Source organism: Streptomyces sp. NPDC058637, from assembly GCF_042717325.1.
Taxonomy (GTDB): domain Bacteria; phylum Actinomycetota; class Actinomycetes; order Streptomycetales; family Streptomycetaceae; genus Streptomyces.
The window spans coordinates 170598-196098 of sequence record NZ_JBHXRD010000014.1 but is presented as its reverse complement, the minus strand read 5'-3'; the positions used below and the strand labels follow the sequence as shown (position 1 = coordinate 196098).

The following is a 25501-nucleotide window of genomic DNA, read 5'->3' as shown; positions in this document are numbered from 1 at the left end:
CCGGTCCGGGGGGTCGGGGGGCTGCTGCCGGTCCGGGGGGTCGGGGGGCTGCTGCCGGTCCGGGGGGTCGGGGGGCTGCTGCCGGTCCGGGGGGTCGGGGGGCTGCTGCCGGTCCGGGGGGTGCCGTCGCCTTGACCGCACCGTCGGCGAGGGCCTGTTCGACCTCGTACGGGAACGGCATCGCGGACGAGCAGGCGAGGCGGGAGGCGACGACGGCTCCGGCGGCGTTGGCGTACCGCATGATGCGTGCGGTGTCCCAGCCGGCGAGCAGCCCGTGGCAGAGGGCGCCGCCGAACGCGTCCCCGGCGCCCAGTCCGTTGACGACCTCCACGGGGAGGGGAGGGATCTCCGCGGTGGTGCCGTCGCGGTGAACGGCGAGGACACCCGCGGGGCCCTGTTTGACGACGGCGAGCTCGACCCCGGCGGCGAGCAGTGCGCGGGCGGCCGCGTACGGTTCGCGTTCGCCGGTGGCGATCTCGCACTCGTCCAGATTGCCGACGGCGACCGTGGCATGGGCGAGTGCCTCGCGGTACCGGGCGGCGGCCGACCGCGCCCCGGCCCCCCGGTCCGCGTCCTCCCTGTTCCTGTCCCCTCCGTCCCCATCCCCGGTGTCCCAGAACATGGGGCGCCAGTCGAGGTCGAAGACCGTGGCGCGCGGGCCCTCCGCCTCCCCCGCGCCCACCCCGCGTGCCGCGCTCCGGGCGCGGAGCGCGGTGAGGGTCGCGCCGCGGCTGGGTTCCGCGCAGAGTCCGGTGCCGGTCATCCAGAAGATCCGGGCCGCCCGCACCGCGTCCAGGTCGAGCTCCTCGGCGCGGATCTCCAGGTCGGGCGCCTTGGGCTGCCGGTAGAAGTAGAGGGGGAAGTCGTCCGGCGGGAAGATCTCGCAGAAGGTGACCGGTGTCGGGTACTCCTGGACGGCCGTCACCCACCGGGCGTCCACACCGAGCGTGCCGAGCTCTTGGTGGAGGTAGTCGCCGAAGGCGTCCCGGCCGGTCCGGGTGATCACAGCGGTCCGGCGTCCGAGCCGGGCGGCGGCCACCGCCACGTTGGACGGCGAGCCGCCGAGGAACTTCCCGAAGGTCTCGACCCGGGCCAGCGGTACGCCGGTCTGCAGCGGGTAGATGTCCACCCCGATGCGCCCCATGGTGATCACGTCGTACGGCTCAGGCATACGCATCCCTTCGGCTGCCCCCAGGTCTAGCCCCCCTCCGGAACCCTGTCAACACTTTGTCCGGACATTCGGACGAACTCTTGACACTCCCCTCCGAGGGCTGGAGGGTGGGCGATATGACCTCCTCCGTGCCCTCTCCGGCCCGCATCCGCATCGGTTCGGCACCCGACTCGTGGGGGGTCTGGTTCCCCGACGATCCGCGGCAGGTGCCCTGGGACCGGTTCCTCGACGAGGTCTCCGAGGCGGGCTACGAGTGGATCGAGCTCGGCCCGTACGGCTATCTGCCGACCGACTCCGCCCGGCTCGCGGACGAGACCACCCGCCGCGGCCTCACCGTCTCCGCGGGCACCGTCTTCACGGGATTGCACCACGGGCCGGACGTCTGGGACCGGACCTGGGCGCATGTCGCCGGCATCGCGGCACTCACCCGGGCGATGGGCGCCGGACACCTGGTGGTCATCCCGTCGTTCTGGCGGGACGACAAGACCGGGGAGGTACTGGAGGACCGCACGCTCACGGCGGCACAGTGGCGCGACCTCACCACCCAGACGGAGCGGCTGGGCCGCGAGGTGCGGGACCGTTACGGGTTGCGGATCGTGGTGCACCCGCACGCCGACACACACATCGACACCGAGGAGAACGTCAACCGTTTCCTCGACGCCACCGACCCGGACCTGGTCTCGCTCTGCCTCGACACCGGCCATTACGCGTACTGCGGCGGGGACAGCGTGAAACTCGTCGAGACCTACGCCGAGCGCATCGGCTATCTGCACCTCAAGCAGGTCGACCCCGGGATCCTCGCCGATGTGGTGGCGAACGAGGTGCCGTTCGGCCCGGCGGTGGCGCGCGGGGTGATGTGCGAGCCGCCCGGCGGGGTCCCCGCGCTGGAGCCCGTGCTGGACGCCGCGCGCGCCCTGGGCCGGGACCTGTTCGCCATCGTCGAGCAGGACATGTATCCCTGCCCGCCCGACAAGCCGCTGCCCATCGCCCGCCGCACCCGCGAGTTCCTCCGCACCTGCGGCCCGGCCCGGCCCTCCGTCTGATCCCCTCCCTGCTCCGCGGCCCCACTCGCCACAGCAGTCACCTCTCCGTCACATATGTACGCGTTCCGCATGACTTGTGTCACAGGCTCGCGGCGCCCCCTGCCCGGTCCGCGACCTCGTCGTTCAACGGGACAGAGAACGCGGCGCGCAGAGTACGGGGGCAGAGAGAGGTGTCATTCATGACGGACAGAAGGCTCTGGTCGTACAAGGACATTGCCGCGCACATCCGGGTCCAGCCGGACACCGTCCGCTCGTACCGCAAGCACGGGCTCCTTCCCCCTCCTGACGACGTCCAGCACGGAAAGCCCTACTGGTACGTGGACACCGTCCTCGCCTGGATCGCTTCCCGGCCCAGCAACCGGGGCCGCTGAACGATCAGGTCCGCTTCACCGGCTGGTCGGACCAGCTTCGCCGCTCGACCAGGTCCCCTTCGCCGCTCGATCAGGTCCGCTTCGCGGGTTCGATGATCGTCACGCCCGCCCCGGGCGCCCCGCCCATGGCGGCGAGTGCCGCCGGGGCGGCGTCCAGGGCGATGGTGGAGGTCACCAGCAGATCGGGGCGCAGGGTGCCGGCCCGCACCATGTCCATCATCGGCGGGTAGTCGTGCGCGGCCATGCCGTGGCTGCCGAGGATCTCCAGCTCCAGGCCGATCACCCGCGCCATGGGCACGACGGGGTCTCCGGCCGCCGAGGGCAACAGCCCGACCTGGATGTGGCGGCCCTGCCTGCGCAGGCTCCGCACGGACGCGGCACAGGTGACCGGGGAGCCCAGTGCGTCGAGCGACAGGTGCGCACCGCCACCGGTCAGTTCGCGTACGGCCGCGTCCGCGCCGGCGGGGTGCGCGGAGGCGTCCACGCACTCTGCGGCTCCGAAGGCCCGGGCCAGCTCCAGGGCGTGCGGGGACACGTCGACCGCGACGACCCGGGCGCCGCACGCGACCGCGATCATCACGGCCGACAGCCCGACCCCGCCGCAGCCGTGGACGGCGACCCACTCCCCCGGCGCGACGCGCCCCTGGCCGACCACGGCCCGGAACGCCGTGGCGAACCGGCATCCGAGCCCGGCCGCCGTACCGAAGGACAACCCGTCGGGGACGGCGACGAGGTTGACGTCGGCCTCCTCCAGTGCCACGTACTCGGCGAACGATCCCCAGTGGGTGAAGCCGGGCTGGGTCTGCCGCTCGCAGACCTGCTGGGCACCCGCCGCGCAGGCGGCGCACCGGCCGCAGGCACAGACGAAGGGCACGGTGACCCGGTCTCCCGGGCGCCAGTTGTGCACTCCGGAGCCCACCGCCTCGACCACTCCCGCCAGTTCGTGGCCGGGGACGTGCGGGAGGACGATGTCCGGGTCGTGGCCCATCCACCCGTGCCAGTCGCTCCGGCACAGCCCGGTCGCCCCGACCCGGACCACGACTCCCCCTGCGGAGGGTGCGGGATCCGGAAGGTCCTGGACATGGGCCTCCCGCCCGAACTCCTCGAACACCACTGCTCGCATCGGCCCCGCCTCCCGTGGATCAACTCCCGTGCGTCGACCGGCGTGGATCCGCCGTCGCGTCGTGAACCGACTGCCGTGGATCAGCTGCCGTCCATCGACTGCCGGGGATTGACTGCCGTGTGTCGACTGCCGTGTGTCGACTGCCGTGTGTCGGCTGTCGGATCCGGCGAATCTACGCCCCGGCCATGATCTTGTCCCGCTCCTGGCCCTCGGGCCCGGATATCTCCTCGGCGGACGGGCCGCCGGAGGGCGTCCGGGCCGGCTCCCCCTCACTCAGCCCGAACCGCCGGTGGAAGGCGCGCAGCGGTGCGGGCGCCCACCAGGTGAACCGGCCCGTCAGCTTCATCACGGCCGGAACCAACAGGCTGCGCACCACCATGGCGTCCATGAGCACGGCGAGCGCGATCCCGAGCCCGAGCATCTTGGTGTTGGTGACCCGTGATGTGCCGATGGCCACCATGACCACCGCCAGGATCACGGCGGCGGCGGTGATCAGGCCGCCGGTGTGCCGCAGGCCGAACGTCACCGAGTGCTCGTGGTCGCCCGTACGGTCGTGCTCCTCCTTGATCCGGGAGAGAAGGAAGACGCCGTAGTCCATGGAGAGGCCGAAGGCGACGCAGAACATCAGCACGGGCAGGGTCGTCTCTATGTCCCCGGTGCTGGTGAAGGCGAGCAGCCCGGACAGGTGTCCGTCCTGGAAGACCCAGACGACCGCTCCGAACATCGCGGTCAGGCTGAGGGCGTTGAGCACGACCGCCTGGACGGGGATGAGCACGCTGCCGGTCAGCAGGAAGACCAGCAGCAGGGTGACGACGACGATGATCCCCACAGCCCATGGCAGCCGGTCGGCTATGGCGTCCTTGGAGTCGACCAGTACGGCAGCCGCGCCGGTCACCGACGTGTCGAACGGGGCGGTCTCGGCCCGGAGCTCCCTGACCAGCTGCTGGGCCTCCTGCCCGACGGACTCCCCCTCGGGCAGTACGCCGAAGTACGCGGACCCGTCACCGGTGACCGGGCCGTCGACCCGCTGCACTCCGGGGAGCGCGGCGATCCTGCTGCGGAAGTCGGCGTACTGGGCGGGCGTCGCCGCCCCTTCGGCGAGCACTTCCAGGCCGCCGCCCGGGCTGCCGGGGAAGGCGTCCCGTATGTGCTCCTGGACGACGCGGGACTCCGCGCTCGCGGGCAGCTGACGGTCGTCCGCCGTACCGAACTTCACCCCGAGGAAGGGCAGCCCCAGCAGGACGAGCCCGACCGTGGTGACGACGGCGAAGAGCGGCGCCCTGCGCATCACGAGTACCGCGAACCTGGCCCATCCCCTGCCCGTGCCCTCGGCAGGCTCCGCCGCGGGAGGCCTTCCGCCCTTGTGGCGGCGCAGCAGCTTGCGCAGGTCCAGGGAGTTGACCCGAGGTCCGAGCAGCATCAGCGCGGCCGGCAGCAGGGTCAGGGCGGCCGCTGCCGCCAGCAGCACCACGGCGATGCCCGCGTAGGCGAACGAGCGCAGGAAGTACTGCGGGAAGACCATCAGCGCCGCCAACGACACCGCCACCGTCAGCGCGGAGAAGAGCACCGTGCGTCCCGCCGTGCGCAGGGTGGTGCCGATCGCCGCCCGGGTGTCCGCTCCGGCTGCGAGCTCTTCGCGGAACCGGCGCACGATGAACAGGGCGTAGTCGATGGCGAGCCCGAGGCCGAGGGCTGTGGTGAGGTTCTGGGCGAAGACCGAGACATCGGTGAACTCGGTGATGCCGCGCAGCACCGCGTTGGCCCCCAGTATCGCGACGATGCCGACACCGAGGGGCAGCAGCGCGGCGATCGCGCTCCCGAAGACCATGACCAGCAGGACCAGCGTCACCGGCAGGGCGATGAGCTCGGCCCTGAGCAGGTCCTCCTGGATGATGGTCTGCATCTCGTGCCGCACGGCGACGGGCCCGCCGACGGAGACCTCCACCGGTCCGTACACACCCCGGTAGGCGGGGGCTATCCGGTCGAGGATCTCCCCGGTGGCCTTCTCGTCCCCCTCGATCCGGGCGGCGACGATCGCCTGGTGCCCGTCCTCGGAGCGCAGGGCCGGGGATGTCGTCCGCCAGTACGAACCGACGCCCGTGATCCCCTTCTCACCGGCAAGGCGCTCCGTGAGGCGGGCGGCCTCCGCGGCCACGGCGGGGTCGTCGACGGAGGCGCTGCCGCTGTCGACCAGCAACAGCAGATTGGGCCGGGAAGCGGGGAACTCACGCTCCAGCACCTGGGTCGTGTACGTCGACTCGGCGTCGGGGGCCTCCCATCCGCCGCTGCCCATCCGGTCCGCCACCCCGCTCCCCGCGAACACCGCGAGCGCCGTGATCACCAGGGCTGTCAGCAGGGAAAGCCGTGGTCGCGCGGTGACGAGGCGGGTCCAGCCCCCGACACGCTCCGGGCTGTTGACTTCCGACATGGTGCGGTGTCCCCTTCACCCAGACCCGGGCAGCACAAGGCAGCACGGGTCAGTCGTTGCCACTTACACTGGCAAACACGAGACCTCGCTCGCGTTTCTTCAGAATGCGAGTGACCTCTCGTATTTGTCAACCGCGTCTTGAAAGCTGGGGATAGACCGTGCCGGAGGCCGGAACAGGGAAGGCCGCTGCGCCCACACGGAGCGGCGAGCGGGACGAAGGGGGCGCGCGAGACCGCGGAGCCGAGGCGGGCGGCACAGCCAAGGGCACCCCGGACACCGAGCGCGCCCCGGACACCGGGGCCATCTCGGACACCGAGGGCACCCCAGGCACCAAGGCCGCCCCGGACACCGGGGCCGCCAAGCCGCGCCGCCGCCAGGCGCGCGGCGAGGCCCGCATCGCCCAGCTGCTCAAGGCCGCCGCCCGCGTCTTCTGCGTCAGCGGTTACAACGGGGCCAGCACCAACGCCATCGCCCGCGAGGCGGGCGTCTCACCGGGCACGCTCTACCAGTTCTTCCCCAACAAGGAAGCCATCGCCATCGAGCTCGGCGACCAGCTGCTGCACCGCTGGCAGGAGATATACGGGGCCGCCTTCTCCCCCGGCGACCTCGAGCTCCCGCTCGACCGGATCCTGGACACGGTCCTCGACCCGCTGATCGCCTTCAACTGCGAGAACCCCGCCTTCACCGTCCTCGCCCACGGCTCGGAGATTCCGGGCGTCATCACCCAGGGGCACGACGCCCTGCACGCCACGATGCTCACCAGGACCGAGCAGTTGCTCGGCGCCTATCTGCCGGAGCTCCCCGCCGACCGGGCCCACCGCATCGCGAGCATGTCCTTCACCCTCTTCCAGGCCGGCCTCGACCTGATCATGGCCCATGAGGGAACCGAACGGGAGGCGTACATCAGGGAGTTGAAGACGGTGATGTACCGCTATCTGGAACCGCTGGTCTGTGACCCGCGCCCCGGGCCTCCACCGCAGGAAATCGATACCCCCTAGGGGTATAGTCTGTGGTGTGGGTGGACGCACCGGGCTTCCCGGTGTCCCCTCGCGCCACGTCCATGTGCCTGCGAAGAGGAGAACGACATGACCGCCGAAACCGATACCCCCCGGGCCACCGGTTCCTGCTGCTCGTCCACCGGTTCCTGCCAGGACGGGGCGGCGGAGGTCCGGATCGGCGGCGTCACCGCCGTGTACGAGGTGAAGGGCATGACCTGCGGCCACTGCGAAGGGGCCGTCTCGGAGGAGATCTCCGGCATCGAGGGAGTCACCTCGGTGAAGGCCGAGGCCGCCGACGGCCGGGTGACCGTGGTGTCCGCCGCCCCGCTCCCCGAGGACGCCGTGCGCGCCGCCGTCGACGAGGCGGGCTACGAGCTCGTGGGCCTGGCCTGAGCCGTCCCGCCCCACCGCGCGGAACAGGTCCGGTGACCGGACCTGTCCCCCTCACCTGCCGTCGGGCCGGTTCGTCACCAGGACAAGCGGATACTGGTGGGGAACGGCCCGACCTGCTTCACCCAGGAGTCCGGACATGGTCAGCACCACGGCAGCCGAGGTCCCGGCGGCGGAGACCTCCCAGGCCGAGCTCACGATCGGCGGGATGACCTGCGCCTCGTGCGCGGCCCGCGTGGAGAAGAAGCTCAACCGCATGGACGGTGTCACCGCCACCGTCAACTACGCGACCGAGAAGGCCCGCGTCTCCTTCACACCGGGCACCACGCTCGACGACCTCGTCGCCACCGTCGAGAAGACCGGTTACACCGCGCGGCCCGTCCCCCGCGCGGCCCTGGCGCCGGCCCCTGCGCCGCGTCCGAGCGACACCTCACCCCGCACCGGGGAAGCCGGGGGGACCGATCGGGCCGACGAACCCGCCGGGACAGCGGGGACCACCAGCACTCTCGATTCCACCTACACCACCAGCACCCTCGATCCCACCAGCACCACCAGCACCACCGGCACCCATGGGCCCGACGGCGCAGGCACCGCCGAGGAGAGCCCGGCCGACCGTTCGGCCGCCGAAGCCCTCGCCGTACTGCGTCAGCGTCTGATCGTCTCGGTGACGCTCTCCGTGCCGGTCGTCCTGATGGCCATGATCCCCGCCCTGCAGTTCGACAACTGGCAGTGGCTCTCCCTCACGCTCGCGGCCCCCGTCGTCGTCTGGGGCGGCCTGCCCTTCCACCGCGCCACCTGGGCCAATCTGCGGCACGGCGCCGCGACGATGGACACCCTCGTGTCGGTGGGCACCCTCGCCGCGTTCGGCTGGTCCGTGTGGGCGCTGTTCCTGGGTGACGCGGGCATGCCGGGAATGCGGCACGGGTTCGACGTCACCGTCACCCGCTCCGACCCCGCTTCCACGATCTACCTGGAGGTGGCGGCCGGAGTCGTCAGCTTCATCCTGCTGGGCCGCTACCTGGAGGCACGGTCCAAGCGGAAGGCGGGCTCCGCCCTGCGGGCGCTGATGCACCTGGGCGCCAAGGACGTGAGCGTCCTGCGCGGCGGGGCGGAGGTACGCGTCCCGGTCGGCAGGCTCGTCGTCGGCGACCGATTCGTCGTCCGCCCCGGCGAGAAGATCGCCACGGACGGCGCCGTCGTCGAGGGGTCCTCGGCCGTCGACGCCTCGAGGCTCACCGGCGAGTCCGTGCCGGTGGACACCGCCGTGGGCGACTTCGTCGCCGGGGCGACGCTCAACATGTCCGGGCGGCTCGTCGTCGAGGCCACCCGAGTCGGCGCCGATACCCAGCTGGCCCGGATGGCCCGGCTCGTCGAGGAAGCCCAGAACGGAAAGGCCGCCGCCCAGCGCCTCGCGGACCGGATCTCCGCGGTGTTCGTGCCCGTGGTGCTGCTGATCGCCCTGGCCACACTGGTCGCCTGGCTGCTCGCCACCGACGACATCACCGCCTCGTTCACCGCCGCCGTGGCCGTCCTGATCATCGCCTGCCCCTGCGCCCTCGGGCTCGCGACGCCCACCGCCCTCATGGTCGGCACCGGGCGCGGTGCGCAGCTCGGCATCCTCATCAAGGGCCCCGAAGTCCTGGAGACCACCCGCCGGGTCGACACGATCGTCCTCGACAAGACGGGGACCGTGACCACCGGCCGTATGACCCTGGGTGCCGTCCACACGGCCGCCGGGACGACCGAGGCCGACGTGCTCCGTCTCGCGGGTGCCCTGGAGCGCGCCTCCGAGCACCCCCTGGCGCAGGCCGTCGCCACCGGGGCCGCCGAACGCACGGCCGCGGGCCTGCCCGCCGTCGGGTCCTTCACCAACGTCCCCGGTCTCGGGGTACGCGGCATTGTCGAGGGGCACCAGGTCCTGGCCGGCCGGCCCCGGCTGCTCGCCGACGCGGGCATCACGCTCCCGCCGGCCCTGGCCGACGCCATGGCGGGCGCCGCGGAGCAGGGCCGTACGGCCGTAGTCGTCGCCTGGGACGGGAAGGCGCGGGGGGTGCTGGAGGTCGCCGACGCGGTGAAGGACAGCAGCCCGGCAGCCGTCGCGGAACTGAGGGCGCTGGGCCTCAGGCCCATTCTGCTGACCGGGGACAACCGGGCCGTGGCGGACGCGGTGGCCCGCGCGGTCGGGATCGACGAGGTCCACGCGGAGGTCATGCCCGAGGACAAGGTGGCCGTCGTCCGGAGCCTTCAGGCCGAAGGCCGGTCCGTGGCGATGGTGGGTGACGGGGTCAACGACGCGGCGGCACTCGCCGTGGCCGATCTGGGCCTGGCGATGGGTACCGGGACGGACGCGGCGATCGAAGCGAGCGATCTCACGCTGGTTCGTGGAGATCTTAAGGTGGCCGCTGACGCCATTCGGCTGTCACGGCGTACGCTGTCCACCATCAGAAGCAACCTCTTCTGGGCCTTCGGCTACAACGTGGCCGCACTGCCTTTGGCTGCGTTCGGGCTGCTCAGCCCCATGATCGCAGGTGCGGCTATGGCGTTTTCGTCGGTCTTCGTCGTGACGAACAGTCTGCGGTTGCGCTCCTTCACGTAATTTCCACAAAGAGACTTAGATCACACCGATTCGAGGGTAACCATCTGATGGGTTGGTGAGTCTAAGAGTGCGATGCCAAGGATGTCTTGGGGGACGTCCGATGGAGTGTCTTGGGGGACGCTCCTGGCAAGCGTTGGCCGGGGCACGTGCACCGGGGAGCTTTGAGCGGCCCTCCCGTGCGTACGTACCCCGGCAGATCGCACTGCGGTACCGAACTGAATAGGCACCACCGGAAAACAACGGGCGCTTCGGCTCCCTGCAGACGCCCGGCCGGATCCCGTGGGGGGAATCCGCTCCGGGATATGGGAAGCGCCCTGACCGTCGACCCGTGGGGGGATCGGCGGCGGGGCGTTTCTCGCTTCAGCGGCCTGGAGCGAGCGGGGCGCGCCCGCGCTCCGCGGCGGGCCGGCGGAGAACCCCGGAACGCCGAATCGCCCCGGACACCGCGCTCTGGTCAGCGAGCGCGGCACGCGGGGCGAAGGCAGTCGGCCGGAGGGGCCGGATCCTGCGAGAGGTACTTCAGGTGGTGCGGTGGCTCCGGGGAAGCCTGGTTCAGCGGCCCTCGACCGGGACGAAGTCGCGCAGGACCTCACCGGTGTAGATCTGGCGCGGGCGGCCGATGCGGGATCCCGGCTCCTTGATCATCTCGTGCCACTGGGCGATCCAGCCGGGGAGACGGCCGATCGCGAAGAGCACGGTGAACATCTCGCTCGGGAAGCCCATGGCGCGGTAGATCAGGCCCGTGTAGAAGTCCACGTTGGGGTAGAGGTTGCGCGAGACGAAGTACTCGTCGCTGAGCGCGTGCTCCTCCAGCTTGAGCGCGATGTCGAGCAGCTCGTCCGACTTGCCGAGCGACGACAGCACGTCGTGGGCCGCAGCCTTGATGATCTTGGCGCGCGGGTCGAAGGACTTGTACACCCGGTGGCCGAAGCCCATCAGGCGGACGCCGTCCTCCTTGTTCTTCACCTTCTGGATGAAGGAGTCGACGTCGCCACCGTTGGCCTGGATGCCCTCGAGCATCTCCAGCACCGACTGGTTGGCGCCACCGTGCAGCGGGCCCCACAGCGCCGAGATACCGGCGGAGATCGAGGCGAACATGTTCGCCTGCGAGGAGCCGACCAGACGCACGGTGGAGGTCGAACAGTTCTGCTCGTGGTCCGCGTGCAGGATGAGCAGCTTCTCCAGCGCCGAGACGACGACCGGGTCCGGCACGTACTCCTGGGCCGGCACCGAGAAGGTCATGCGCAGGAAGTTCTCGACGTAGCCGAGGTCGTTGCGCGGGTAGACGAACGGGTGACCGATCGACTTCTTGTACGCGTACGCCGCGATCGTCGGGAGCTTGGCCAGCAGCCGGATCGTGGAGAGGTGGCGCTGCTCCTCGTCGAACGGGTTGTGGCTGTCCTGGTAGAACGTGGACAGCGCGCTGACGACCGAGGACAGCATGGCCATCGGGTGGGCGTCGCGCGGGAAGCCGTCGAAGAACCGCTTGACGTCCTCGTGCAGCAGCGTGTGCTGGGTGATCTCGTTCTTGAAGGCCGACAGCTCGTCGACCTTGGGAAGCTCACCGTTGATCAGCGTGTAGGCGACCTCGAGGAACGTCGAGCTCTCCGCGAGCTGCTCGATCGGGTAGCCGCGGTACCGCAGGATGCCCTGCTCGCCGTCGAGATAGGTGATGGCGGATTTATACGCGGCCGTGTTGCCGTATCCGCTGTCCAGCGTGACCAGGCCCGTATTGGCCCGGAGCTTCCCGATGTCGAAGCCCTTGTCGCCGACGGTGCTGTCGATCACCGGGTAGGTGTACTCGTCATCGCCGTACCGCAGTACTACAGCGTTGTTGGTGTGCTCGCTCACGTCATCCCTCACCGACGTAGTGCCTCTTCTTCGAGGTGTGCCCTGACTGTTTCCACCCTCCCCCATTTGGCTCAGGAGAGTGCACTCGGGGTCGTCCATTGGACCTACCGACGGCACTGAGTGCCGCCAACTTACTCATCCTGCCCCCTGAAATCCGGTTCCGGAAGGTCTCAGTGATGTTTCCCACCGTTTTGATCGATCATTTTTCCGCGAAGTCTTCGACCGACCCGCCGCGGAGCCGGAAATCCAGTGCCGTGCAGCGTCTGCCTGCGGAAACCGTACGTACCGCCTGGCCGATGGCCTTGCGCGAACCCACCAGTACGACAAGCTTCTTGGCCCTGGTCACAGCCGTGTACAGCAGGTTCCGCTGCAACATCATCCACGCGCTCGTGGTGACGGGGATGACGACGGCCGGGTATTCGCTGCCCTGGGAGCGGTGGATCGTCATCGCGTAGGCGTGGGCGAGCTCGTCGAGCTCGTCGAAGTCGTACACGATCTCCTCGTCCTCGTCCGTGAGGACGGTGAGCTTCTGCTCGTCCGTGTCGAGGGCGGTGACGACTCCGACCGTGCCGTTGAAGACGCCGTTCTCCCCCTTGTCGTAGTTGTTGCGGATCTGGGTGACCTTGTCGCCGACCCGGAAGACCCGGCCGCCGAAACGCTTCTCGGGGAGGTCGGGGCGGCCGGGGGTGATGGCCTGCTGGAGCAGGCCGTTGAGATGACCGGCGCCTGCCGGACCGCGGTGCATGGGGGCGAGAACCTGCACGTCACGGCGGGGGTTCAGGCCGAATTTGGCGGGGATGCGGCGGGCCGCGACATCCACGGCGAGCACTCCGGCGTCCTCCGTCTCGTCCTCCACGAAGAGGAAGAAGTCGCTCAGCCCCTGGGTGAGCGGAGGGACCCCCGAGTTGATCCGGTGGGCGTTGGTGACGACTCCGGACTGCTGGGCCTGGCGGAAGATCGTGGTCAGTCGGACGGCCGGCACCGGGCCGCCGTCGGCGAGGAGGTCCCGCAGCACCTCCCCCGCGCCGACGGAGGGAAGCTGGTCGACATCGCCCACGAGCAGGAGGTGGGCACCGGGTGCCACCGCCTTGACGAGTTTGTTGGCGAGCAGCAGGTCGAGCATCGACGCCTCGTCGACGACGACCAGGTCCGCGTCCAGCGGCCGGTCCCGGTCGTAGGCGGCGTCCCCGCCCGGCTTCAGCTCCAGCAGCCGGTGCACGGTGGACGCCTCGGCGCCGGTCAGCTCCGAGAGCCGTTTCGCCGCCCGTCCGGTGGGTGCGGCCAGCACCACCTTCGCGTTCTTGGCCCGGGCCAGCTCGACGACGGACCGGACCGTGAACGACTTGCCGCAGCCGGGACCACCCGTGAGTACGGCCACCTTCCGGCTGAGCGCGAGCCGGACGGCCGCCTCCTGCTCGGGGGCGAGGGTGGCTCCCGTACGCCGCGCGAGCCAGGCCAGCGCCTTGTCCCACGCGACGTCCTGGAAGGCCGGCATCCGGTCCTCCGGCGTACGCAGCAGGCGCTGCACCTGGGCGGCGAGGGAGATCTCGGCGCGGTGGAACGGCACCAGGTACACGGCGGTGACGGGCTGCCCGTCCTCGGGCCCCGGGACCTTCTCCCGTACGACGCCCTCCGGGTCCTCGGCGAGTTCGGCCAGGCAGTCGATGACGAGCCCGGTGTCCACCTGGAGGAGCTTCACCGCGTCCGCGATCAGCCGCTCCTCGGGCAGGAAGCAGTGCCCCTGGTCGGTGGACTGGGACAGCGCGTACTGCAGCCCCGCCTTGACCCGCTCCGGGCTGTCGTGCGGGATGCCGACGGCCTGGGCGATGCGGTCGGCGGTGAGGAAGCCGATGCCCCAGACGTCGGCGGCCAGCCGGTAGGGCTGGTTCTTCACGACGGAGATCGAGGCGTCCTCGTACTTCTTGTAGATGCGGACGGCGATGGAGGTGGAGACGCCCACGGTCTGGAGGAAGACCATGACCTCCTTGATCGCCTTCTGCTCCTCCCAGGCCGCGGCGATCATCTTCGTCCGCTTCGGTCCCAGGCCGGGCACCTCGACGAGCCTCTTGGGCTGCTGCTCGATGATGTCCAGGGTGTCGACGCCGAAGTGCGTGGTGATGCGGTCGGCCATGACGGGGCCGATGCCCTTGATCAGGCCCGATCCGAGGTAGCGGCGGATGCCCTGGATCGTGGCGGGGAGGATCGTCGTGTAGTTCTCGACGGTGAATTGCTTCCCGAACTGCGGATGGGAGCCCCAACGCCCCTCCATCCGCAGGGACTCGCCCGGCTGCGCACCGAGCAGCGAACCGACGACGGTGAGCAGGTCGTTCATCCCACGCCCGGTGTCGACGCGGGCCACGGTGTAGCCGTTCTCCTCGTTGGCGTAGGTGATCCGCTCCAGGACGCCTTCGAGTACGGCCATATTGGGCACGGTGGACATGGAGCGACGGTACCGGGCGGCACCGACATCACGTGGGCCGAAGCGCGGGCCGCTCGGCGGCGACGGGCGGTGCCAACCGCGAGGCCGGGGCGCGGGCGGCCCTGACCGCCCAGTGGTTCGAGGTGGAGGACGTACGCGAGGCACCCGGCCGGCCGGTCGAGGAGTTCGTCTTCGTCGCCCGGCGCCCGTCAGCCCGGTGACTTCGCGACCGCCCCGACAGCCGAGGCAGATATCGTCCTGCGGTCGCCCGGCGTCGGGGAAGTGGTCGAGAAAAACACCTGCGCCCCCCGCCCGGTGCCCCGTTCGCGCCCACGGACGGACCGCTCGCAGCACTCCCTCCCACCCCGCACCCCCATTGCCCACCCCCCTCCCGAAAGGCGGGCACGCACCCGCCCAGGGACCCCGCAACATGCCTCTGACCTGCCATGATGTCGCGATCCCACTGAGAATGGGAGCCTCGGGAAGGGGGTCCGGATGGACCGGAACATTCGCTCGGTCGACGACGTACTGAAGCTCATGGACAGCCTGTTCGCACCGGAGGCGGACCGGTGGACGGGCGAGGCGGGCGCCTGGTGGGACAGTTTCTACGCGGACCGGTCGAAGCCCGTCCCGTTCTTCGTGGCGAAGCCCGACGAGAGCCTCGTCTCGTACCTCGACCGGGGCCTGATCACCCCGGGGCGCGCGCTCGATCTCGGGTGCGGTCCGGGGCGCAACGCGCTCCATCTCGCCTCCCTCGGCTTCGAGGTGGACGCGGTGGACCTGTCACCGGGGGCCATCGCGTGGGCGGAGGAAAGGGCCCGCGAGGCCGGGGCGGACATCCGCTTCCACTGCGGTGACGCCTTCGCCGAGGACGCGCCCGCCGGGCCGTACGACCTGATCCACGACTCCGGCTGCTTCCATCATCTGCCGCCCCACCGCCGCATCAGCTACCTCGCCCTGGTGGAGCGTGTCCTCGCCCCCGGCGGGCACCTGGCACTCACGTGCTTCGCCTCCGGCGCGATGGGCTCCGAGCTGCCGGACGCCGACTTCTACGGCGCGGCGGGACTCCAGGGCGGCCTCGCCTACACACCCGAGTCGCTGCGCTGGATCTTCTCCGGGCTGACGGAGGTCGAACTGCGCCGGATGCGCGACGAGCCGGCCGAATCCCCCCACTTCGGCGAGGGCTTCCTCTGGTCCGCCCTGTTCCGTTGGCCCGGCCCCGCTGTCGTTTAAGGGTCGTTGCGAAGTTACGGACGGCAAACAGCCCTATATATCCGATACGCGCGTCCGTAACTTCCCAACGACCGCACACCAGCGTCAGTCGATGACCGCCGTGGCTTCGATCTCGACCAGGTGCTCGGGGATGTCCAGTGCCGCGACCCCCAGCATCGTGGCCGGCGGGACGGGGGTGATCCCCAGCTTCGCGGACGCCCGGGAGATCCCCTCCAGGAGCAGGGGCATCTTGTCGGGCGTCCAGTCGACGACGTGGACGTTCAGCTTCGCCACGTCGTCGAAGGAGGCGCCCACGCCCGCCAGCGCGGTGGCGACGTTGACGTAGCACCGCTCGACCTGGGCGGCCAGGTCTCCTTCGCCGACGGTGGTTCCGTCCGCGTCCCAGGCGACCTGCCCGGCGACGAAGACCAGCTTCGTCCCGGTCGCTACCGACACCTGTCGGTAGACGTCGATCTCCGGCAGCCCCGTGGGGTTCTTCAGGGTGATGGCCATGCCGTCCGCCTCCTTGTCACGCGGGCCCCAGCGGCCCGCACGTGCTCTCTTGTGGTTACTCAGGAACCGTAGGAGAGTGTGGGCTGACATGGAAGAACGCACTTTTCAGTGACTGGGGAACCCGATGGTTACCAAGCAGTTCACGGGCTCGCCCGAGGCGCAGGCGGATTTGAGGCGCGCGGACTCCCTGGCGCGGGAGATCTTCTCGGACGTCGCCAACAAGTGGGCCCTCCTGATCATCGAGGCCCTGGGCGACCACACCCTGCGCTTCAGTGAGGTGCGGGGTGAGGTCGAGGGCATCAGCCACAAGATGCTCACCCAGAACCTGCGCATGCTGGAGCGCAACGGTCTGGTCGAGCGGACCGTGTACCCCACCGTCCCTCCGAAGGTCGAGTACACGCTGACCGAGCCGGGCCAGGGGCTGCGGAAGACGGTCGACGTGATGTGCGACTGGACCCACCGGCACATCGGCCACATCGAGGCGGCCCGGAGTGGATTCGACGGCGGCTGAAGTGACGGGCCAGGCCGTCGGCGGGCTCCGTCGGCGGCCTGCCCCGGGACCCGTTCACCCGCCGCTCAGGGAAACGTCAGGCCCAGGTGACGGTGGAGCGCTTCCCTCTGCTCAGGCGTGGCAAGAACCATGATGCTGTCGTAGCCGAGGCCCGGCTCGCGCGCGAAGCCCACGACGCACCACGAGCGCGGGTCGTCTTCGTGGGCGGTTTCGGCGATGGCCCGGCAGGCCGCCTCATGGTCGTAGTAGTCCTCCGCGAAGTGTTCGGCCGGGATGGAGACGAGCTTGCCGTTCCTCTCGAACTCCAGAACATCGGAGCGGCCGACCTCGAAGCCGCCTTCGCCCTCACCGATCCGGACGTCGGTGATGGTGACCTTGCCGCCGGCGACCTCGGCGGCGTCCGCCAACAGGCGCGGATAGCCCTCGTGGATGGAGTCGATGTCGTCGGCGTGGACCGAGACCGCCACACCGAAGCTCTCCAGGGCCTGGGCCGCCGCGTACGGGCCCAGTTCGTCGTCCGCGTAGGTGGCCGCGACCTCTAGGGTTCTGTGTCTCTTCTCCTCGGACACCATGCCGGCGCCGTGGAGGAGAGCGCCGATGCGCTTGAGGGTCGTCGAGGAGTTCTTCGGCATTCCGGAGATCTTGCCAGACCGGCCCCCGGACCGCTCCGGGGTGTCTTCCCACGGCCCTCGACAGGGTTCCGTGCGCAACCCCGGCCGGCGCGCACCCGCCCCGGAAACGCGGAATGGGGCCCGGCCACAAGGCCGGACCCCCCTCGCTTTCCCCCTCCGTCGGGCTTCCCGATCCCCCCGGACCCCTCCCCGGAAGTCCCGACGCTGAGTACGACAGGGCAAGGTGCGCAATGGTTGTACACCTTGACCTTCTCTTTACCCGTGTCCGCCGCAGGGCTCTCAGCAGGCGTGTTCCAGGTACCGGGACGCGACTTCGGCCAGCACCTCGGCACCATCGCGCGCCCACAGGTCCTCGTTGAAGATCTCGACCTCGATCGGTCCGTCGAAGCCGGTCGCCTCGACCTGGCGGCGCATCGCACGGAAGTCCACGCTGCCGTCGCCCAGTTGGCCCCGGCCCACCAGAACTCCCGCCGGGAGCGGGGTGATCCAGTCGGCGAGCTGGAAGGAGTGGATCCGGCCGCCCGCGCCCGCCCGGGCGATCTGTGCGGGCGCCTGGTCGTCCCACCAGATGTGGTACGCGTCGACGACCACGCCGACCTGCTCCGCCGGGAAGCGTTCCGCGAGGTCGAGGGCCTGGGACAGGGTGGAGACGACGCAGCGGTCCGAGGCGAACATCGGGTGCAGCGGCTCGATCGCGAGACGGATGCCGCGCTCCGCGGCGTACGGCGCCAGTTCCGCCAGCGCATCGGCGATGCGCTCCCGGGCGGCGTGCAGGTCCTTCTCGCCGGACGGGAGGCCGCCGGAGACCAGGACGAGGGTGTCGGTGTCCACGCCCGCCGCCTCGTCGACCGCCGCACGGTTGTCGTCCAGCGCCCGGGCGCGTTCGGCGGGGTCGGTCGCGGTGAGGAAGCCGCCGCGGCAGAGGCTGGTGACGGTGAGGCCGGCGTCCTTCATCAGCTGCCCCGCGCGCTCGACGCCGTACTCCTGCACCGGGGCGCGCCACAGGCCGACGTTGCCGATGCCCGTTCTGGCGCAGCCCTCGACGAGCTCCGGCAGGGACAGCTGCCGGACGGTCTCCTGGTTGATGGACAGACGGGACAGGTCGGTGCTCATCGTGCTCCTCCGTGGACCGCGAGCAGGGCGCGCATCCGGGACTCGGCCAGCTCGGGGTCCGGGAACAGGCCCAGCCGGTCCGCCAGTTCGTACGCCTTCGCCAGGTGCGGCAGTGAGCGCGCGGACTGCAGACCGCCGACCATCGTGAAGTGCTCCTGGTGGCCCGCCAGCCAGGCGAGGAGGACCACGCCCGTCTTGTAGTAGCGCGTCGGCGCCTGGAAGAGGTGGCGGGACAGCTCGACGGTGGGGTCGAGGAGGGCGCGGAAGCCGTCCACGTCACCGGTGTCGAGGACCCGGACCGCGTGGGCGGCCAGCGGGCCGAGCGGGTCGAAGATGCCGAGCAGGGCGTGGCTGAAGCCCCGGTCGTCGCCCGCGATCAGCTCGGGGTAGTTGAAGTCGTCGCCGGTGTAGCAGCGCACCCCGCCGGGCAGGCGGCGGCGTACGTCGATCTCGCGTTCGGCGTCCAGGAGCGACATCTTGATGCCGTCGACCTTGTCCGGGTGCTCCGCGATGACCTTCAGGAAGGTGTCGGTGGCGGTGTCGAGGTCCGGGGAACCCCAGTAGCCCTCCAGCGCGGGGTCGAACATCGGTCCGAGCCAGTGCAGGACGACCGGTTCGGTGGCCTGGCGCAGGAGGTGCGCGTACGTCTCCAGGTAGTCCTCCGGGCCGTTCGCCGCGGCGGCCAGTGCGCGGGAGGCCATCAGGATGGCCTGGGCGCCGCTCTCCTCCACGAGGGCGAGCTGCTCCTCGTACGCCGCACGCACCTCGGGGAGCGTCGCGGGGCCGGTGAGCTGGTCGGTGCCGACGCCGCAGGCGATTTGGCCGCCGACCGCCTTCGCCTCGGCGGACGACCGGCGGATCAGCTCCGCGGCGCCCGCCCAGTCGAGGCCCATGCCGCGCTGCGCGGTGTCCATGGCCTCGGCGACACCCAGGCCGTGCGACCAGAGGTGGCGGCGGAAGGCGAGGGTGGCGTCCCAGTCGACGACGGCGGGCGCGTCCGGGCTGATGTCGGCGTACGGGTCGGCGACGACGTGGGCGGCGGAGAAGACCGTACGGGAGGCGAGCGCGGCGCCGCCCGGTGCGAGGTCGAGCGGGGTGGTGCGGGGCTCGTAGGGCCCGTGCGGGAGGTGGATGGTCACAGGCTCAGCTCCGGTACGTCGAAGCGGCGGCCCTCCGCGGAGGACCTGAGGCCGAGCTCGGCGAGCTGGACGCCGCGCGCGCCGGCCATCAGGTCCCAGCTGTAGGGCTCGTCGAGGACGATGTGGCGCAGGAAGAGCTCCCACTGGGCCTTGAAGCCGTTGTCGAAGACGGCGTTGTCGGGGACTTCCTGCCACTGGTCGCGGAACGGCTCGGTGACCGGGAGGTCGGGGTTCCAGACCGGCTTGGGGGTGGCCGAGCGGTGCTGGACGCGGCAGTTGCGCAGCCCGGCGACGGCGGAGCCGTGGGTGCCGTCGACCTGGAACTCGACGAGCTCGTCGCGGTTGACCCGGACCGCCCAGGAGGAGTTGATCTGGGCGACGGCGCCGCTCGCCAGCTGGAAGGTGCCGTACGCGGCGTCGTCGGCGGTGGCGTCGTAGGGCTTGCCCTGCTCGTCCCAGCGCTGCGGGATGTGTGTCTGCACGTGCGCGGACACGCTCGTGACCTGGCCGAACAGCTCGTGCAGGACGTACTCCCAGTGCGGGAACATGTCGACGACGATGCCGCCGCCGTCCTCCGCCCGGTAGTTCCAGGACGGCCGCTGGGCGTCCTGCCAGTCGCCCTCGAAGACCCAGTAGCCGAACTCCCCGCGCACGGAGAGGATCTCGCCGAAGAAGCCGCCGTCGATGAGGCGCTTCAGCTTCAGCAGGCCCGGGAGGAAGATCTTGTCCTGGACGACACCGTGCTTGATTCCGGCGTCGCGGGCGAGGCGGGCGAGTTCGAGCGCGCCCTCGACGTCCGTGGCGGTGGGCTTCTCGGTGTAGATGTGCTTGCCCGCCGCGATCGCCTTCTTGATCGCGTCGACGCGGGCGGAGGTGACCTGGGCGTCGAAGTAGATGTCGATCGACTCGTCGGCGAGCACCGCGTCGAGGTCGGTCGACCACTCGGTCAGACCGTGCTGTGCGGCGAGCGCCTCCAGCGCGTGGGCTCGGCGGCCGACGAGGACGGGCTCGGGCCACAGCACCTCGCCGTCACCGAGGTCGAGGCCTCCCTGCTCGCGGATCGCGAGGATCGAGCGCACCAGGTGCTGCCGGTATCCCATGCGTCCCGTGACGCCGTTCATGGCGATGCGCACTGTCCTGCGTGTCACGAAAGTTCCCTCCATACAGCCGTAGCAAGCGCTTTCTATGCGGTATGACGCTAGCCTGCCGACAGCGGCCCGGACAAGGGGGGCCGCTCCACAACTCCTCGGAGGACAGCGATGACAGTCACCCTGGCGGACGTGGCGGCCCGCGCCCGGGTGTCCCCGGCCACCGTGTCCCGTGTGCTGAACGGCAACTATCCGGTCGCCGCGTCCACCCGGGACCGGGTCCTGCGTGCGGTGGACGATCTGGACTACGTGCTGAACGGCCCGGCCAGCTCCCTCGCCGCCGCCACGTCCGACCTCGTCGGGATCCTCGTCAACGACATCGCCGACCCGTTCTTCGGGATCATGGCGGGCGCCGCGCAGAGCGAGATCGGTGGTCCCGGGGACGGCTCCGGCCGCGGGGGCGGCGAGAAGCTCGCCGTGGTGTGCAACACGGGTGGCTCCCCCGAGCGTGAGCTCACCTATCTCACGCTGCTCCAGCGCCAGCGTGCCGCGGCCGTCGTCCTCACCGGCGGCGCGCTGGAGGATCCGGCCCATCAGGCCGCCATGGCAGCGAAGTTGGCGAAGCTCGCGGACGCGGGCACCCGGATCGTCTTCTGCGGGCGGCCGCCGCTGCCGGACACGGACGCGGTCGTGGCCGCCCTGGCCTTCGACAACCGGGGCGGCGGCCGGCGCCTCACCGAACACCTGCTGGAGCTCGGCCACCGGCGCATCGGCTACGTCGCGGGCCCGCTGGAGCGCACCACGACCCGGCACCGCCTGGAGGGCCACCGCGAGGCGATGAAGGCGGCGGGACTGTACGCGGACGAGGAGAGCCTCACCGTGCACGGCCCGTACGACCGGCGCTCCGGCTACGACGCGACGCTCGAACTCCTGCGCCGCGCACCGGAGGTGACGGCGGTCGTCGCCGCGAACGACACCGTGGCGCTGGGTGCCGGTGCGGCGATCCGGGACCGCGGACTCCGTATCCCGGAAGACGTGTCGGTGGCCGGTTTCGACGACCTGCCGTTCTCCGTGGACGCGGTGCCGGCCCTGACGACCGTACGGCTGCCGCTGTTCGAGGCGGGTGCGCGGGCGGGGCGGCTGGCCATGGGCAAGGAGACACCGCCGCCGGGGGGCATCGCGACGATCGAGGCGGAACTGATGGTGCGGGGGTCCACGGCTCCGCCTCGGGGGTGAACGACCGGCCGTTGCCTCCATCGATGTGGCGGTACGTCGGTTCACGGGGCGCGTCCCGCACCCTAAAGATGGGGGCGACTCCCCCATGTGCCGGGCCGCCTCCGCCCCCAGGATGGGGTGCGGGAGGACCGGTAGGCCTCCCCGGGCCAGGGGGGTGTGTGCGGTGGCGCAGAAGGATCCGAACGGCAGAGCGAACCCGATCGCCTCTCTTCCCGATGTGCCGGCCGGGCGCGCGAGTGCCGTAGGCGCGGAGCATGCGCACGCTCCGGACGCCTTGGGCCTTCTCGGTCCCCGGGGGCACGGCGGCGACCCGTGGTGGTTGCCGGGTGTCGTCGGACAGCGGCCCGCCGAGGAGCCCGACTGGGCGGCGTTCGTCCGGGACGTGGTGGCGCACGCACCACGCGACGTGGTGGTCCCGGACCGGGACTACCCGGGGCTGACCGGCTTCGAGCTGGTCGTGGCACCGTTCGCGGCACGGGCGGCCCACCGGGTGACGGAACAGGTGGCCGGGCAGGCACGGGGCGGGAGCGTGGGCGGACCGGTCGCGCCCGAAGCCGACGCGTCCGGGCCCGTGATGTGCTCCGCCGCCGTGCTGGACGACTTCCGGTCCCACCTGGCCTCCCGCCTGGCCCGCCTCGCCGCCCGGACGCTGGTGCTGGAACTGCACGAGGCACGGCAGGACGGCCGGCTCGGCGGGGACGGGACGCGGGAGCGGTTCCGGGACTTCCTCCGGCTGACGGCACGCCGGTCCGGTCTCGCCTCGCTCGTCACCCGGTATCCCGTGTTGGCCCGGATCATGGCCCGGGCGAGCATGAACGCGGCCGAGGCGTTCGCGGAGATGCTGGAGAGGCTCGCGGCCGACCGGGACCTGCTGCGGGCCTCCGGGGTGCTGGGAGACCGGGCCTCCGGGGTGCTGGGCGACCGGGGCGCCGGGGCTCTCGGTGACCGGGGGCCCGGGGGGCCGACCGGGGTCGGGACCGGAGCGGGTGACAGCCATCGCGGGGGCAGGTCGGTGATGCTGCTGCGTTTCGGCGACGGCTCCCGGCTGGTGTACAAGCCGCGCCCGCTCGCCGCCCACCAGCACTTCAACACCCTGGTCGAGTGGTTCAACTCGCTGCCCGCGACGCCCGGTCTGCGGACCCCGAGGGTGCTGGACCGGGGGGCGTACGGCTGGGTCGAGTTCGTCGAGGAGCGGCCCTGCGAGTCGGCGGAGGAGACCACCCGCTTCTACCGGCGTCAGGGCGCCCTGCTGGCGCTGCTGCACATGCTGGACGGCACCGACCTGCACCACGAGAACCTGATCGCCTGCGGCCCGCACCCCGTCCTGGTCGATGTGGAGACCCTGTTCCATCCGCCGTTGATCCCGGCCCGGTCCGCCGATCCGGCCGCACGGGCGCTGCACGCCTCGGTGCACCGCGTCGGACTGCTGCCCCAGTTGCTCGTCGGGGACACCACCGCGCTCGACATGTCCGCGATCGGCGGCGGCCGGGCGGGCCACTCCCCCATCGAGACGGCGGGCTGGGCGGCGGCGGGGACGGACGGGATGCGGCTGGTACGGAAGGCCGGCCGGTTCACCGAGTCGGCCAACCGCCCACGGCTCGGCGGGATTCCGGCCGACCCCTCCTCGTACACCGAGGCCCTGTGCGACGGATTCCGGGCGGGGTACACGGCCGTCAGTGACGCCCGGGGTGAACTCCTGGGCGAGAAAGGGTTGTTGCGTCATTTCGCCGAGGACGAGATACGGGTCGTACCCCGGCCGACCTGGACGTACACCACCCTGCTGGACGAGTCCACCCACCCCGACCTGATGCGGGACGCCGCCGAACGGCACCGGATCTTCGCGCTGCTGCGGACCCCGTCCCTGGGCATCACCGCGCTGCCCGGGCTGGAGGACGAGGAGATCGCGGAGCTGTGGCACGGGGACGTACCGGTGTTCGCCGCCCGGCCGGACTCCACGGACCTGTGGAGCGGTACCGGACGCCGGGTCCCGGGCCCGGAGGCCGCCACCGGGCTGGCGCGGGTAGAGGCGAAGATCCGTGCCCTGGACACCGTGGACCGGCAGGACCAGGAGCGCGTCATCCGCGCCGCCATGGTCAGCACCTCCCCCGAGCCCGCGCACCGGGCCGGCACCGGCCACCGGCCGCTGACGGTGGCCACCGCACCGGAACCGGAGCGCCTGCTCTCCGCCGCGCGGTCGGTGGGCGACCAGCTCGTCTCGCTGGCCTACCACCACGGGGGACGCACCAACTGGATCGGCCTGGAACTGCTCGGGGAACGCTACTGGCGGCTCACGCCGATGGCGGCGGACCTCGCGGGCGGCTACACGGGACCGGCACTCTTCCTCGCCCAACTGGCCTCCCTGACAGGGGTATCGCGGTACGCCGAGGCGGCCCGTGAGGCGCTGGCCCCCGTCCCCGGGCTGCTGGACACCCTCCATGAGCGGGTGGACGACCTCGGGCTGCTCGGTTCGGGTGCCTTCGCCGGCCTCGGCGGTATCGCGTACGCGCTGACCGAGGTGGGCGTCCTGCTGGACGACCGCCAGGTGATGGACTGGGCCGGCCCGGCCACCCGGCTGTGCTGCGCGGCGGGGGCGGCGGAGGCCGGGTACGGGGTGCGCGGCGGCGCGGCGGGCGGGCTGGTGTCGCTGCTCGCGGTGCACCGGGCCACCGGCCGGGCGGAGGCCTGGCGGGGCGCCGAGCGGTGTGCGGAACGGATCGCGGCGGCGCCGCTCCCGGAAGCCGGGGGCTTCGCCGAAGGAGCCGCGGGCATCGGCTGGGCACTGCTGCGCTTCGCCGAAGCCGAAGCCGAGGCCCAAGCCGACGCCACCACCCGAGCCGACGCCACCACCCGTGCCCGAGCAGAGCCCGAGGCCCGAACCGGTTCCGGAGCAAGGAACGAACCCGGACCCGAACCCGGACCGGAACCCGCCCAAGGAGCGTCCCGCTACCGCGCCGCCGGCCTGCACGCCCTGCGCCGCGCGGTCCCCGGCGCGGGCATCGGGCAGGCCTGGTGCGACGGTGCGGCCGGCATCGCGCTCGCGGTCGCCGACAGCCCCGACGCGCTGGCCGATCCGGAGCTCTCCGGCTGGCTGGCCGACCGGGCCGGCGAGCTGGCGAAGGCCCCGCCGCCGGCCAACGACAGCCTCTGCCACGGCGAGCTGGGTGTGCTGGAGCTCCTCGGCCACGGTGCCCTGCCGGGCGTCCGCGCCCACTGGGTGCGCCGCACCGGAACACTCCTGGCCGCCGCCGACCGGGCCGGACCGCACTGCGGGACGCCCGGGCACGTACCTCACCCCGGGCTGCTCACCGGCCTTTCGGGGATAGGACACGGGCTGCTGCGGGCGGGATTCCCCGACCGGATCGGCCCGGCACTGCTCATGCGCCCCTCCACCGGGGCCACCACGGGGACGGCGTCCCCTTCCACCCTCCGTTGTCGACCAGTCAGATGAGGCAGAGATGATGACGCAGATCAGCGAAACGGCCATGCGGGCAGCCGTCACGGCGCACGAGGGTGCCCCCGAGCACCCCGCGGGACAGATATCCCTCGGACACGGCGGAGCGCTGGGCCTGCGCAGCCGGCTCCTGAGCGTTTCGGAGGGCGACATCGGCTACTCCCACGACCTGCCGTGGACGACCATGACGAACCCGTTGTGACCACATCGCCCGAT

General features: G+C 71.3%; 21 protein-coding genes. 11 read left to right on the top strand and 10 right to left on the bottom strand.

The genetic code is table 11. The features are described from left to right. Positions 1 to 1171, bottom strand: a 1171-nt coding sequence (iolC, locus tag ACFWVP_RS17110) for a 5-dehydro-2-deoxygluconokinase (protein WP_384497395.1), incomplete at its 3' end; no start/stop codon positions are given. Positions 1172 to 1287: 116 nt separating this feature from the next. On the opposite strand from iolC, the gene ACFWVP_RS17105 reads away from it, so the two are divergent. Next, positions 1288 to 2214, top strand: coding sequence for a sugar phosphate isomerase/epimerase family protein (locus tag ACFWVP_RS17105; RefSeq protein ID WP_384497393.1), 927 nt, complete (start codon positions 1288 to 1290; stop codon positions 2212 to 2214). Between the two features lie 179 nt (positions 2215 to 2393). Next, a complete protein-coding gene (locus tag ACFWVP_RS17100) occupies positions 2394 to 2585 on the top strand; it encodes a helix-turn-helix transcriptional regulator (RefSeq protein ID WP_384497391.1) in 192 nt (63 codons plus the stop codon). A 70-nt stretch (positions 2586 to 2655) separates the two neighbouring features. Here ACFWVP_RS17100 and ACFWVP_RS17095 read toward each other — a convergent pair whose 3' ends face one another. Continuing rightward, positions 2656 to 3708: a zinc-dependent alcohol dehydrogenase family protein gene (locus ACFWVP_RS17095; protein ID WP_384497389.1), complete on the bottom strand. Its 1053-nt coding sequence runs from the start codon at positions 3706 to 3708 to the stop codon at positions 2656 to 2658. Positions 3709 to 3880: 172 nt separating this feature from the next. After that, positions 3881 to 6136, bottom strand: a complete 2256-nt coding sequence (locus tag ACFWVP_RS17090) for an MMPL family transporter (RefSeq protein WP_384497387.1) — start codon at positions 6134 to 6136, stop codon at positions 3881 to 3883. 302 nt (positions 6137 to 6438) lie between these two features. Here ACFWVP_RS17090 and ACFWVP_RS17085 point away from each other — a divergent pair, with 302 nt between their 5' ends. The 3 genes from ACFWVP_RS17085 (at position 6439) to ACFWVP_RS17075 (ending at position 10120) form a co-directional block, all read left to right on the top strand. Beyond that, entirely contained in the window at positions 6439 to 7134 is a 696-nt protein-coding gene (locus ACFWVP_RS17085) for a TetR/AcrR family transcriptional regulator (protein ID WP_384497419.1), read from the top strand. A gap of 87 nt (positions 7135 to 7221) precedes the next feature. Beyond that, complete coding sequence (locus ACFWVP_RS17080; RefSeq protein WP_384497385.1) at positions 7222 to 7527, top strand: heavy-metal-associated domain-containing protein; 306 nt, start codon at positions 7222 to 7224, stop codon at positions 7525 to 7527. 136 nt (positions 7528 to 7663) lie between these two features. After that, positions 7664 to 10120 (top strand): heavy metal translocating P-type ATPase, encoded by a 2457-nt coding sequence (locus tag ACFWVP_RS17075; protein ID WP_384497383.1) that lies wholly within the window; start codon positions 7664 to 7666, stop codon positions 10118 to 10120. A 552-nt stretch (positions 10121 to 10672) separates the two neighbouring features. Here the strand turns inward: ACFWVP_RS17075 and ACFWVP_RS17070 are convergent. Beyond that, positions 10673 to 11971 carry a citrate synthase gene (locus ACFWVP_RS17070; RefSeq protein ID WP_384497381.1) on the bottom strand — a complete coding sequence of 433 codons (1299 nt, stop codon included), beginning with the start codon at positions 11969 to 11971 and terminating at the stop codon, positions 10673 to 10675. A gap of 199 nt (positions 11972 to 12170) precedes the next feature. Continuing rightward, on the bottom strand, positions 12171 to 14402 hold the full coding sequence (locus ACFWVP_RS17065; RefSeq protein ID WP_384497417.1) for an ATP-dependent RecD-like DNA helicase: 2232 nt from the start codon (positions 14400 to 14402) through the stop codon (positions 12171 to 12173). A 41-nt stretch (positions 14403 to 14443) separates the two neighbouring features. Here ACFWVP_RS17065 and ACFWVP_RS17060 point away from each other — a divergent pair, with 41 nt between their 5' ends. Together ACFWVP_RS17060 and ACFWVP_RS17055 are read left to right on the top strand one after the other, a co-directional pair. Then, positions 14444 to 14611, top strand: coding sequence for a hypothetical protein (locus ACFWVP_RS17060; protein WP_384497379.1), 168 nt, complete (start codon positions 14444 to 14446; stop codon positions 14609 to 14611). A gap of 274 nt (positions 14612 to 14885) precedes the next feature. Then, complete coding sequence (locus ACFWVP_RS17055) at positions 14886 to 15623, top strand: class I SAM-dependent methyltransferase (RefSeq protein WP_384497377.1); 738 nt, start codon at positions 14886 to 14888, stop codon at positions 15621 to 15623. Positions 15624 to 15707: 84 nt separating this feature from the next. Here ACFWVP_RS17055 and ACFWVP_RS17050 read toward each other — a convergent pair whose 3' ends face one another. Then, positions 15708 to 16115: a RidA family protein gene (locus ACFWVP_RS17050; RefSeq protein ID WP_384497375.1), complete on the bottom strand. Its 408-nt coding sequence runs from the start codon at positions 16113 to 16115 to the stop codon at positions 15708 to 15710. Positions 16116 to 16239: 124 nt separating this feature from the next. Between ACFWVP_RS17050 and ACFWVP_RS17045 the strand changes: the two genes are divergently transcribed. Next, the gene (locus tag ACFWVP_RS17045; protein ID WP_384497373.1) at positions 16240 to 16626 is read left to right on the top strand and encodes a winged helix-turn-helix transcriptional regulator; all 387 of its coding nucleotides are present in this window, start codon (positions 16240 to 16242) and stop codon (positions 16624 to 16626) included. A gap of 65 nt (positions 16627 to 16691) precedes the next feature. Here the strand turns inward: ACFWVP_RS17045 and ACFWVP_RS17040 are convergent, their stop codons facing one another. From ACFWVP_RS17040 to ACFWVP_RS17025, 4 genes are all read right to left on the bottom strand, one after another. Next, positions 16692 to 17258 (bottom strand): hypothetical protein, encoded by a 567-nt coding sequence (locus ACFWVP_RS17040; RefSeq protein ID WP_384497371.1) that lies wholly within the window; start codon positions 17256 to 17258, stop codon positions 16692 to 16694. Between the two features lie 279 nt (positions 17259 to 17537). Then, positions 17538 to 18371: a sugar phosphate isomerase/epimerase family protein gene (locus ACFWVP_RS17035; protein ID WP_384497370.1), complete on the bottom strand. Its 834-nt coding sequence runs from the start codon at positions 18369 to 18371 to the stop codon at positions 17538 to 17540. Further along, a complete protein-coding gene (locus ACFWVP_RS17030; RefSeq protein ID WP_384497368.1) occupies positions 18368 to 19510 on the bottom strand; it encodes a dihydrodipicolinate synthase family protein in 1143 nt (380 codons plus the stop codon). The genes ACFWVP_RS17035 and ACFWVP_RS17030 overlap by 4 nt, the downstream gene beginning before the upstream one ends. Further along, entirely contained in the window at positions 19507 to 20658 is a 1152-nt protein-coding gene (locus ACFWVP_RS17025; RefSeq protein ID WP_384497367.1) for a Gfo/Idh/MocA family protein, read from the bottom strand. Before ACFWVP_RS17025 ends, ACFWVP_RS17030 begins: the two co-directional genes overlap by 4 nt. Positions 20659 to 20769: 111 nt before the next feature. Here ACFWVP_RS17025 and ACFWVP_RS17020 point away from each other — a divergent pair, with 111 nt between their 5' ends. The 3 genes from ACFWVP_RS17020 (at position 20770) to ACFWVP_RS17010 (ending at position 25487) form a co-directional block, all read left to right on the top strand. After that, positions 20770 to 21834, top strand: coding sequence for a LacI family DNA-binding transcriptional regulator (locus ACFWVP_RS17020; protein ID WP_384497365.1), 1065 nt, complete (start codon positions 20770 to 20772; stop codon positions 21832 to 21834). A gap of 85 nt (positions 21835 to 21919) precedes the next feature. After that, entirely contained in the window at positions 21920 to 25282 is a 3363-nt protein-coding gene (locus tag ACFWVP_RS17015; protein WP_384497363.1) for a type 2 lanthipeptide synthetase LanM family protein, read from the top strand. Between the two features lie 10 nt (positions 25283 to 25292). Continuing rightward, complete coding sequence (locus ACFWVP_RS17010; RefSeq protein ID WP_384497415.1) at positions 25293 to 25487, top strand: hypothetical protein; 195 nt, start codon at positions 25293 to 25295, stop codon at positions 25485 to 25487. Positions 25488 to 25501 lie beyond the last annotated feature (14 nt).

Excerpts from the sequence above, each read along its gene's own strand:
- ACFWVP_RS17075 (WP_384497383.1), top strand. The coding sequence starts at position 7,664 with ATGGTCAGCACCACGGCAGCCGAGGTCCCGGCGGCGGAGACCTCCCAG.
- ACFWVP_RS17090 (WP_384497387.1), bottom strand. The coding sequence starts at position 6,136 with ATGTCGGAAGTCAACAGCCCGGAGCGTGTCGGGGGCTGGACCCGCCTC.
- ACFWVP_RS17095 (WP_384497389.1), bottom strand. The coding sequence starts at position 3,708 with ATGCGAGCAGTGGTGTTCGAGGAGTTCGGGCGGGAGGCCCATGTCCAG.
- ACFWVP_RS17055 (WP_384497377.1), top strand. The coding sequence starts at position 14,886 with ATGGACCGGAACATTCGCTCGGTCGACGACGTACTGAAGCTCATGGAC.
- ACFWVP_RS17035 (WP_384497370.1), bottom strand. The coding sequence starts at position 18,371 with ATGAGCACCGACCTGTCCCGTCTGTCCATCAACCAGGAGACCGTCCGG.
- ACFWVP_RS17080 (WP_384497385.1), top strand. The coding sequence starts at position 7,222 with ATGACCGCCGAAACCGATACCCCCCGGGCCACCGGTTCCTGCTGCTCG.
- ACFWVP_RS17020 (WP_384497365.1), top strand. The coding sequence starts at position 20,770 with ATGACAGTCACCCTGGCGGACGTGGCGGCCCGCGCCCGGGTGTCCCCG.
- ACFWVP_RS17015 (WP_384497363.1), top strand. The coding sequence starts at position 21,920 with ATGTGCCGGGCCGCCTCCGCCCCCAGGATGGGGTGCGGGAGGACCGGT.
- ACFWVP_RS17010 (WP_384497415.1), top strand. The coding sequence starts at position 25,293 with ATGACGCAGATCAGCGAAACGGCCATGCGGGCAGCCGTCACGGCGCAC.
- ACFWVP_RS17040 (WP_384497371.1), bottom strand. The coding sequence starts at position 17,258 with ATGCCGAAGAACTCCTCGACGACCCTCAAGCGCATCGGCGCTCTCCTC.
- ACFWVP_RS17050 (WP_384497375.1), bottom strand. The coding sequence starts at position 16,115 with ATGGCCATCACCCTGAAGAACCCCACGGGGCTGCCGGAGATCGACGTC.
- ACFWVP_RS17100 (WP_384497391.1), top strand. The coding sequence starts at position 2,394 with ATGACGGACAGAAGGCTCTGGTCGTACAAGGACATTGCCGCGCACATC.
- ACFWVP_RS17045 (WP_384497373.1), top strand. The coding sequence starts at position 16,240 with ATGGTTACCAAGCAGTTCACGGGCTCGCCCGAGGCGCAGGCGGATTTG.
- ACFWVP_RS17105 (WP_384497393.1), top strand. The coding sequence starts at position 1,288 with ATGACCTCCTCCGTGCCCTCTCCGGCCCGCATCCGCATCGGTTCGGCA.